Source organism: Yoonia sp. (assembly GCF_036007805.1).
Taxonomy (GTDB): domain Bacteria; phylum Pseudomonadota; class Alphaproteobacteria; order Rhodobacterales; family Rhodobacteraceae; genus Yoonia.
Genome location: NZ_DASYOK010000304.1, coordinates 23,114 through 32,860, shown reverse-complemented (window position 1 = coordinate 32,860; position 9,747 = coordinate 23,114). Strand labels below are relative to the sequence as shown.

The window sequence follows — 9,747 nt, the reverse complement described above, 5'->3', positions numbered from 1 at the left end:
ATTTCTGTGCTCCATTCATTCTGTGCAAATGTACACTGTGCGAAAAATTATTAAACACCACAAAACAAATAACATATGTGCATATGCGCGCACATCTAAGTAGTCTTAGCTGTCTGCGACAAAGGCTGAGGCCGAACAGCGTGAAGGACGGCCAGGCGTCAGCCTGTGTTCCGACCATTCTTACATGGTCCAGGAAGCAATCCTTTACAGAAGTAAAAATTCGTTTCACAGCTCTTGGCTGACAGGGCCGATGAAAGAAGGGGCCGTTGTTAAACGCGGTACAATTACACCCGCGATTGCTGACGACAGGTTGATGGCCATGATGGCCGGCGATAGGCCATCTGGCTGGGGCTTGGGTTTCAATTAGGCCAGCGCGAAAGCACCTATGGCACCCGCTAGTCCAGCAGCAACGGCCAGAAAGCCCATCGCACGGCGCCGATCCTGCCGTGATGCCCCTCCCGCATAGTCAAACCGTTCGTATATCACCTTGTCCATTGGCAAACCCAAGTCCAGCAGCGCATCCGAAACTGCAGTGACCATTGGGCCAGGGCCGCAGATGTGCGCCACTGTCCGCTTTGTATCAAGCCCCTGCAAAAGCTGGCGCAGCCGATCATGTGTCAGCCACCCTATCAGCCCATCCCAGCCCTCGGCATCTTCTTCGCTGACCAGCATCACCTGAAGATCAAGCACCTCTTGTGCGGCCTTGATTTCGGGAAGGCAGGCAAAGTTCACGGGACGTCCCGCGGCATAAGCCAGCCGCACAGGCCGAGGATCACGGCGCGCCACAAGATCGCGCAATAGCCCCATGATCGGAGCAATGCCGACCCCGCCCGCCAGCAGCAGGATTGCGTCACCCTGATGCGCGGACAAAGTGAAGTCGCCGTAAGGGCCATCAATGCCCATGGGTGTGCCGGGTGCAAGAGCCCCAATTTTGTTGGTAAAGTCACCAGCTTCCTTAATAATCAGGCTCAGCCCCTGTCGTTTAGGGCTGTCGGCGATCGAAAACGGATGATCGAATAGCGGAAAGCGGTGTTTGCCTTCGGTGATCCAGACAAACTGGCCAGCCGCATAGTCTACGGGTTTGGTGTTGGGCGCAGGTTGGATGTCAAGTTCCCACATGCGATCCGCCAAACCCTTGACCGAGGCCAGTTGCCACGGATGTCGATGCAGCAATGCCCAACGCCAACCATACAGAATTGCCATGACAGTGATGACAGTCAGCGCCAGCACCCACCACATCCAATGAACTGGACCCATCGCACTGAAACGCCCAGTGGTGAGCGCATGATGCACGCCCCCCCCGACGGCCACCAAGCCAAGCAGGATATGCGTGGCGCGCCAAACCTCATAGCGCCATGGCAGGCGGTCGCGGAGAATTCCACTGAAAGCCAGCACCAATAGCGCAGCTAGTGCCACAACACCGGACCTGTAGTGCGGCAGCGTCAGATAGGCTGTCAGCCTTTCCACGCCTAGCGCGGGGTCATCAGCCCATGTTGGCAGCACATACACCAGCGGGTGCAGTATCAGTCCGATCAGCACCCAGAAAGCAGCGATCTTGTGAAAGGCCATGATCTTGTCGATGCCCAGCCGACCCGAAACCACCTCGAAGCGCCCCGAAGTGACAAACTGGATCGCCATCGCAACAAGAGCGACCATTCCCAGCGCTGCCGCACCCCGTTCCGATACATCCATTCCCGCCACGTCGCGTCGGAGCGCGAGCAAAAGTGGCAAGGTGCAGGCCAAGAGATAAGCGAACGCCAGCATTGGCCCCGACAGGCGTATCGCGTGATGTGATCGTCTGACTGGCGTAGGTGTTGGCTGGTTTTGCATCTGCTTTTCCCCTTGGGCCGGCTGTGCCTGAGGTTGATGCGTTGCGCGTGCAACTGCCTTGATAAAGATCAATGAAAAATATCTTCGCATCGTCGACAATCAAAAGTGTTCAACTGAAGCAACAGGAATGGAGTAGTCCCCATGGCTCTATCTGGAAAGTCGCGCTTGAGCGGCGTGGTTACGGCCTTCGTGATGCTTGTGTCACCGGTCGTGGCACAAGAGAGCTCAGAGCTGCCGGCGTTGATAGAGCAATGGCTTGCCTCTCCGCATGGCGACTACACATCCCCGTCTTTCACCCATTGGAACGAGGATGGGGAGGTGCCGCCTAACTGCGCCGCTTGTCATTCGCAGACCGGGTTCATCGACTTTCTCGGTGCGGATGGCAGCATGCCCGGCGTTGTGGATCACGCCGCGGCAATCAATGCGCCGATTGGCTGTGCGTCCTGTCATACCTCAGAAGCCCATGCGCTCGACAGCGTGGCGTTTCCGTCCGGAGAGACTGTGGATGGGCTGGGGGCATCTGCCGTCTGCACAGTATGCCACCAGGGCCGCCAGTCTGGCGACAACGTGCTGGGCGCAACCCGAGGCATCGACGAGGACACCATTTCCCCCGATCTGGCATTCCTGAATGTTCACTACGGCATTGCGGCAGCAGTCATGCATGGAAGCGAGACCCGCGGCGGCTTTCACTATCCCGGCAAGACCTATGCGGGCCGTTTCACACATGTGCCCAGCGTCAATACCTGCGTGGCCTGCCATGACGCCCATACTACTCAGGTGGCCACTGACAGTTGCACAAGCTGTCATCGCGGTGTCGAAAATATCCGCGACATCCGCACGCGCCATCAAGACTTTGACGGTGATGGTGACAATGCCGGCGGCATCCATGCCGAAATCTTCGGTCTACACCGTCAACTCTACGCGGCTATTCAAGCCTATGGCACAGAAGTGACCAATGCGCCCATCGGCTATGCGTCAGGCGCTTTCCCATATTTTTTCAACGATACTGATGGTGACGGCCAGATTAGCGCAGACGAGGCAATCTTTCCCAACCGCTATCAAAGTTGGACACCAAGGTTGCTGAAGGCGGCCTATAACTATCAGGTCGTGCAGAAAGACCCTGGCGGCTATGTACATAATCCATCCTATGTCCTGCAGTTGCTCTACGACAGTCTGGAGAGCTTGTCCCTAAAGGTGGACGTGGAGATGTCGGTCCTCAGGCGGCCTTGATCGACCTGACAACTGCAACAATAGAAAAAGCAGGTGCTGGCGCACCTGACGTCTGAATGAGGCGAAAAATCAGGGGCCCCAGAGTTAAAAGGTGATTTTGACGCTTTGCCCATGGGATTTCACCGCGCCTGGGACATCTGCTGTCATGTCGGGGTCAGATTATCAGGAACAGTCGCAAGGGTCACGGTACTGCGATGGGGAACCAGACTTGCTTTGGCGTCTGGGTAGGTGACGTTGCATGCGAAATCGCTGGATCTTGCATCACCAAATCAGACCCAGCACAGCAAATGCGCATACATCGAGAAACGCAGTCGGTGGATCACCTGCGGACAACCAGAGCACAACCCGACGGAACTGGTCGCCGGGAGAATAACAGGCTGGACGTCACCCTTATCCCAACGCATATCCTGCGCCACGCACGGTGCGGATCAGATCATCGCCGCCGTGGCTCCCCAGCACCTTGCGCAGGCGGCCGACATGGACATCGACGGTGCGGGTATCGACATAAATGTCGCGCCCCCAGACCCGGTCGAGCAGCTGGTCACGGCTCCAGACGCGGCCCGGCTTTTCCATGAAGGTCGTCAGCAGGCGGAATTCGGTCGGCCCGAGCTTGAGTTCCTTTTCGCCCCGAAACACCTTATGCGTCTCTGAATCGAGCAGGATGTCATCATATACCAGCCGTTCGCCCATCGTAGAAGGGCGCGACCGGCGCAGATGCGCCTTCACACGCGCCAGAAGTTCGATGATCGAATAGGGCTTGCTGATGTAATCATCGGCACCGGTTTCCAGACCGCGCACCTTGTCTACCTCTTCGGACCGCGCGGACAGCATAATGACGGGCGTCATACGGAATGCAGGGCGGCTTTTGATCTGGCGGCAGATTTCGATGCCCGATGTGCCCGGCAACATCCAGTCAAGCAGGATCAGGTCGGGCTGTTCTTCCTCGATCAGCAGCAGAGCCTCGTTGCCATCAGCGGCCTTGATGACGCGAAAGCCTTCGCTTTCGAGGTTATAGGCCAGCACTTCCCGCTGTGCCGGTTCATCCTCGACCACCAGAACGGAAGGTTGCAGGTAGGCCATCAGACATCACTTTCCTGCAGCCCAATGGTGATCGGGTCCTGCTTGGGCCGGTCATCCTCGGGCAAGGCACCGGTGACGGCATAGATCGTCTGTTCGGCGATCCCTGTCGCATGATCGCCAACGCGTTCGATGTTCTTGGCGATGAAATGCAGATGCATGCCCGCGGCGATATTCTTGTGGTCTTCCATCATATGGGTCAGGAATGACCGGAACAGCGTGTTGTAGATCTGGTCGGCTTCAGCATCGCGTTCAATGATCTCGGCGGCCTTGACGGGATCGCGCTGGATGAAAGCGTCCAGCGTATCCCTGACCATTGTTTCGACGAATGCTGCCATCCGCGCCAGATCGGACAGCGTGCCGGTGATCGCGCCTGCACCCGACATAGCCATGGTGCGCTTGGCGATGTTCTTGGCGTAATCGCCGCAGCGTTCCAGATGCGAGCTGATTTCCATCACCGCGAGCACGAGACGGAGGTCCCTGGCCGTGGGCGAACGCAACGCAAGCAGGCGGGCGGCATCCGACTTGAGCATCAGGTCAAGCTCGTCGACCACCTTATCGCCGCGGCGGACTTTCTCGGCCAGCTCGACATCGCGGGTGCGCAGCGCCAAGGCTGCATCCGAAAGGGCCTGTTCAACGAGGCCGCCCATCTTGACCATGGTGGCCTGGATGCTTTCAAGATCGCGGTCGAAGGACGCGACGATGTGGTTGTCGTTCATTGCCATCTGCCTATCCGATCCGGCCAGTGATGTAGCTCTCGGTGCGCGGATCCTGCGGGTTGGTAAAAATCTGGTCGGTGTCGTTGAATTCGACCAGATTGCCCAAATGGAAGAACGCGGTCTTCTGGCTGACACGCGCCGCCTGCTGCATCGAATGGGTCACGATCACGACCGAAAACTGCTGGCGCAATTCGTCGATCAATTCCTCAATCTGCGCGGTGGCGATCGGGTCAAGCGCCGAACAGGGTTCGTCCATCAACAAGACCTCGGGGGCAGTCGCCACGGCACGCGCGATGCACAGGCGCTGCTGCTGGCCACCCGACAGGCCGGTGCCGGGCGCATCAAGACGGTCCTTGACCTCGTTCCAGATCGCGGCGCGACGCAAGGAGGCTTCGACGATGTTGTCCATATCTGCCTTGGTACGGGCCAGGCCGTGGATCTTGGGGCCGTAGGCCACGTTGTCATAGATGGACTTGGGGAACGGGTTGGGTTTTTGAAAAACCATACCGACCTGCGCGCGCAGTTGCACCGGATCGATCGATTTATCGTTGATATCCTGATCATCCATCTTGATGTGCCCGGTCACACGGCAGACATCGATCGTGTCGTTCATCCGGTTCAGACAGCGCAGGAACGTCGACTTGCCACATCCGGAGGGGCCGATAAAGGCAGTCACGGACTTGTCCGCGATATCGACGTTCACATCCTTGATCGCATGCGTGTCACCGTAAAACACGTTGACGTCCCGCGCGGTAATCTTTGTATCGGTCATCCTTACGTCCCGTTCAATCTTAGTCATATCATTCATTTCATTGTCCTTAATGTCGGGACGATTACCATTTGCGTTCGAATTTCTGCCGCAGGTAGATCGCAACTGCATTCATCGTGATCAGGAAGCCAAGCAACACTAGGATCGCCGCCGAGGTCCGTGATACAAAGCCCCGCTCGGGGCTGTCGGCCCAGATAAAGATTTGCGTAGGCAAAGCTGTCGCGCTGTCGAAAGGCGAAGATGCCGCGGATGTGATGAACGCGTTCATGCCGATCAGAAGCAGCGGTGCTGTTTCGCCCAAAGCCTGCGCCAAACCGATGATCGTACCTGTCAAAATCCCGGGCATCGCCAACGGTAGAACATGGTGGAACACGACCTGATGCTTGGATGCACCTACACCTAACGCGGCTTCGCGGATCGACGGCGGCACAGCCTTGAGCGCGGCGCGCGTGGCGATGATGATGGTCGGCAGGGTCATGAGCGCAAGCGTCAAGCCCCCGACAAACGGCGCAGATCGCGGCATGCCGAACCAACCGATGAAAACCGACAATGCCAACAGGCCGAACACAACCGACGGCACTGCCGCAAGATTGTTGATATTGACCTCGATGAAATCACTCATCCGGTTTTTGGGGGCAAATTCCTCAAGATAGATCGCAGCGCCAATCCCCAGCGGGAACGAGATGACAAAGCACGTCAGAAGCGCCCAGAACGACCCGACCAAAGCGCCCTTCAAACCGGCGAGTTCAGGAAAACGCGAATCCGCATTGGACAACAGGCCCGTATTCAGTGGCTTGCTGATCAAACCAAGCTCCTGCAAGCGGTCAAACCGTTCAATCGCAGCATCGTCCAGACGGCGGTTCTCTTCAGTTGTATCGCGTTTGACCAACCCTTTGGCCAACTGGTCATAGGGGTCAGATGTCGGCACCTTGAGCGTAATGGTCTGGCCAATCAGCGTCGGGTCGGCCACCACCATGTCACGCAGTTCGAATTGCGCGCCATTCGAAAGGATCGTCGATACCTCGCGCGCTGCGGCGCGGTCCGTCATATCCACGTCTGGAAAATATTGGCCCATGGATGCACTCAGCACCTCGCGGAAGCCACCACGCGGCAGGTTTTCTACCGGAACTTCCTCAGGATCGACGAAAACTTCGATTTCGACATGGGTCTGTGTGAAAGCCTGATAGCCGGACCCGACGAGTGAAGTGATCAGGATGAACAGCATCATAAGCGCAAAGCTGATCGCAGCGATACCGAAACCCTGTAGCCAAAGCTGCTTTCGGTTGCGGCGTGCAAGGCTGTTGCGCACGGCCTCTGTGGTTGCGTTGACCGGGCGTGGGCCGGCTGGATCTGTTGTAAAATCGGTCATATCTGCGCAGGCCTCAATCGTAGATTTCGCGGTACTTGCGGACGATCCGCAGTGCCAGAACGTTGATCATCAGTGTGATAATGAAAAGCATCATGCCAAGGGCAAACGCCGAAAGTGTCTTCGGGTTGTCAAAGGATGTATCCCCGATCAACATTGTCACGATTTGCACCGTTACGGCGGTCACGCTGTCCAGCGGGTTGATGGTCATCTTTGCGATCAGGCCAGCGGCCATGACCACGATCATCGTTTCACCAATAGCCCGGCTTACGGCCAGCAGAACACCACCAACGATGCCGGGTATGGCGGCCGGGAAAAGCACGTTCAGCATGGTTTCCGCTCGCGTTGCACCCAAGGCCAAGGCTCCGTCGCGCAGGCTCTGGGGGACTGCGGACAGGGCGTCGTCAGCGAAAGACGAAATGAACGGGATCAGCATGACACCCATTACACTGCCCGCTGCAAGCGCGGTATTTGGGGCGACATCAAGCCCGATGCTTTGGCCGAAAGACCGGATTGCAGGTGCAATCACGAGGATGGCGAAGAAGCCATAAACAACTGTAGGCACACCGGAGAGGATCTCGAGGATCGGCTTGATCACCTTCCGTACCCTGTGTGAGGCGAACTCATTCAGATAGATCGCGGTCAGCAGGCCGACCGGCACGGCGACCACCAAGGCGACCGTCGCAATCACAATCGTGCCGAGAAACACGGGGACAGCACCAAAGGCGCCTTCAGCGGCAATCTGATCAGCGCGAATGGGGATTTGCGGCTCCCAGCTTGTTCCGAAAAGGAACTCGGTGATCGGCACCATGGTAAAGAACTTGTACGTCTCGAACACCAGCGCAAAAATGATGCCAACAGTGGTGAAAATGGCCACCGTCGCACAGAAGATCATCAGACCCGAGGTGATGCTTTCCACCTGCTGACGTGCACGGAAACCTGCAGCCACGCGGCGGCGGGCTGCGACAACAAGGGCCAAGACCAGCGCAACAACCACCGCAAGCATAAGCGTGGTCGCCGTGTTATTATAGCTGATATAACGTTCGGCTGCCTGTATTTTGAACTCTTCGGGTGTCCCAAAGATCACCCCACGGCTGATCGACTTGATCTCTGCAAGGATCAGCTGGATCTGTCCGGTTCCCAGACCGTCAAGCGTGCCATCCGGCAAACTGCCCATGGTCAGCCGGTCAACGACCACTCCCTGTAACATGATCCAGAGCAACAAGATCACAAGGACCGGTACAAGCACCGTAAGAGCGGAATAAAGCCCGTGGAAGCTTTCGAGCGAATGAAGCTGCGTACCGCTTCCCCGAATGGTCAGGGCAGCGCGGCGATTGAGCATGTAGCCAGCCACAGTGGCGGCAAAAAGGACGAGGAAGGCCGCGAGGGTCATAGTATTCGCTCTTGGTTTTGGACAAATAAAAACTGCCCGGGCACTCGCCCGGGCAGTCTCGTAAGAAAAGACTTACTCAGGTGCTTCCATGGAAACGCCGTTGATGACATTTTCCTGAACTGTTGCACGACGTGCATCTGTCAGCGCAACCATGCCACGCTCGGTCAGATATCCACCAGGTGCCATCGCATCTTCGGACATGTACTCTGCGATGAATTCTTCAAGACCGGGGATCACACCGCGGTGTGCGTTCTTGATGTAGAAATACAGCGGACGAGAGATCGGATAATCACCGGTTGCGATAGTGTCCGGATCGGGCTCTACGCCGTTGACTGTAACGGCCTTAAGTGTGTCGAGGTTTTCGAACAGGAACGAATATCCGAAGATACCCATCGCGTTCGGGTCAGCCTGCAAACGCTGTACGATCAGGTTGTCGTTTTCACCGGCTTCGATGAACGGGCCGTCAGAGCGCATGCGCGAGCAGTTCTCTTCAATCCAGTCCTCGTCAAACCCGCCTTCGGACACGTATGACAGCTCTTCACAGCCAGCCCACATGGCCAACTCGACGAATGCGTCACGCGTACCGGATGTTGGCGGTGGCCCAAGCACGATGATTTCGATGGCAGGCAAGCGCGCATCGATTTCCGACCACATGGTGTAGGGGTTTGCAGCCCACTCGCCGTCAACCGGCACTTCGTTGGCGAGTGCAAGGTAAATCTCTGAGAGGGACAAGTCCCAGGCAAAGTCGTTCGCGCTCGAAATCGCGATGGACAGACCATCGTTACCGATGTTGGCTTGCGTGATGTCTGTCACGCCGTTCTGCGCGCAAAGCTCAAATTCAGAAGCTTTCATGCCGCGCGATGCGCCTGTGACGTCAGCGAACTGCTCGCCGATACCGCCGCAGAAAATCTGCATGCCGCCGCCGGTGCCGGTCGATTCGACGATGGGCGATGGGTTGCCGGTGTTGTTTGCAAACTGTTCTGCAACAGCTTGGGTATATGGGAACACAGTAGACGACCCGACGATGCGGATTTCGTCACGTGCTGTGGCTGCTGTGGCGGACACGGCGACAAGCGCGAGCGTCGACACGGAAAGCTTGGTGAAAGACATGGTATCTCCTAATTGTCGTTTCAGGCCGCATGATCCGGCCTCGGGGCATCGCTAGATTGATTCCATGACCCTTATGCAAAAGTTTTATGACGCTTTTGTAACAGTCCCTGCGCATTCCCCGCGGCCCACCGGTGGGGCCTGCAGATAATAACGCTCATGCGTGGCCACTCAGGTTGAGCCCTCACTGCATATCGCTCAGGCGCGCTGAGAGCGTCACCAGACAATGTCTGACATGCTGGGCTTTGGCACGTTA

8 protein-coding genes are annotated in these 9,747 nt (G+C 57.2%); 1 reads left to right on the top strand and 7 read right to left on the bottom strand.

Annotation, left to right across the window (positions count from 1 at the left end):
• Window positions 1-363 precede the first annotated feature (363 nt).
• Window positions 364-1,764: a ferredoxin reductase family protein gene (locus VGP75_RS15995; protein ID WP_327544608.1), complete on the bottom strand. Its 1,401-nt coding sequence runs from the start codon at window positions 1,762-1,764 to the stop codon at window positions 364-366.
• A gap of 207 nt (window positions 1,765-1,971) precedes the next feature.
• Here VGP75_RS15995 and VGP75_RS15990 point away from each other — a divergent pair, with 207 nt between their 5' ends.
• Window positions 1,972-3,060 carry a polyheme membrane-associated cytochrome C gene (locus VGP75_RS15990; protein WP_327544607.1) on the top strand — a complete coding sequence of 363 codons (1,089 nt, stop codon included), beginning with the start codon at window positions 1,972-1,974 and terminating at the stop codon, window positions 3,058-3,060.
• A 390-nt stretch (window positions 3,061-3,450) separates the two neighbouring features.
• Here the strand turns inward: VGP75_RS15990 and phoB are convergent, their stop codons facing one another.
• From phoB to VGP75_RS15960, 6 genes are all read right to left on the bottom strand, one after another.
• Window positions 3,451-4,140 (bottom strand): phosphate regulon transcriptional regulator PhoB, encoded by a 690-nt coding sequence (gene phoB / locus VGP75_RS15985; protein ID WP_327544606.1) that lies wholly within the window; start codon window positions 4,138-4,140, stop codon window positions 3,451-3,453.
• A complete protein-coding gene (gene phoU / locus VGP75_RS15980) occupies window positions 4,140-4,856 on the bottom strand; it encodes a phosphate signaling complex protein PhoU (protein ID WP_327544611.1) in 717 nt (238 codons plus the stop codon). Before phoU ends, phoB begins: the two co-directional genes overlap by 1 nt.
• A gap of 10 nt (window positions 4,857-4,866) precedes the next feature.
• A complete protein-coding gene (pstB, locus tag VGP75_RS15975) occupies window positions 4,867-5,664 on the bottom strand; it encodes a phosphate ABC transporter ATP-binding protein PstB (RefSeq protein WP_327544605.1) in 798 nt (265 codons plus the stop codon).
• 25 nt (window positions 5,665-5,689) lie between these two features.
• Window positions 5,690-6,994, bottom strand: a complete 1,305-nt coding sequence (gene pstA / locus VGP75_RS15970) for a phosphate ABC transporter permease PstA (RefSeq protein ID WP_327544604.1) — start codon at window positions 6,992-6,994, stop codon at window positions 5,690-5,692.
• 13 nt (window positions 6,995-7,007) lie between these two features.
• The gene (gene pstC, locus VGP75_RS15965) at window positions 7,008-8,384 is read right to left on the bottom strand and encodes a phosphate ABC transporter permease subunit PstC (RefSeq protein ID WP_327544603.1); all 1,377 of its coding nucleotides are present in this window, start codon (window positions 8,382-8,384) and stop codon (window positions 7,008-7,010) included.
• 72 nt (window positions 8,385-8,456) lie between these two features.
• On the bottom strand, window positions 8,457-9,494 hold the full coding sequence (locus VGP75_RS15960) for a substrate-binding domain-containing protein (RefSeq protein WP_327544602.1): 1,038 nt from the start codon (window positions 9,492-9,494) through the stop codon (window positions 8,457-8,459).
• Window positions 9,495-9,747: the final 253 nt, after the last annotated feature.

Coding starts and splice junctions, on each gene's coding strand:
- phoU (WP_327544611.1), bottom strand. CDS start 4,856: ATGAACGACAACCACATCGTCGCGTCCTTCGACCGCGATCTTGAAAGC.
- VGP75_RS15995 (WP_327544608.1), bottom strand. CDS start 1,764: ATGCTGGCGTTCGCTTATCTCTTGGCCTGCACCTTGCCACTTTTGCTC.
- pstC (WP_327544603.1), bottom strand. CDS start 8,384: ATGACCCTCGCGGCCTTCCTCGTCCTTTTTGCCGCCACTGTGGCTGGC.
- pstA (WP_327544604.1), bottom strand. CDS start 6,994: ATGACCGATTTTACAACAGATCCAGCCGGCCCACGCCCGGTCAACGCA.
- phoB (WP_327544606.1), bottom strand. CDS start 4,140: ATGGCCTACCTGCAACCTTCCGTTCTGGTGGTCGAGGATGAACCGGCA.
- VGP75_RS15960 (WP_327544602.1), bottom strand. CDS start 9,494: ATGTCTTTCACCAAGCTTTCCGTGTCGACGCTCGCGCTTGTCGCCGTG.
- pstB (WP_327544605.1), bottom strand. CDS start 5,664: ATGAATGATATGACTAAGATTGAACGGGACGTAAGGATGACCGATACA.
- VGP75_RS15990 (WP_327544607.1), top strand. CDS start 1,972: ATGGCTCTATCTGGAAAGTCGCGCTTGAGCGGCGTGGTTACGGCCTTC.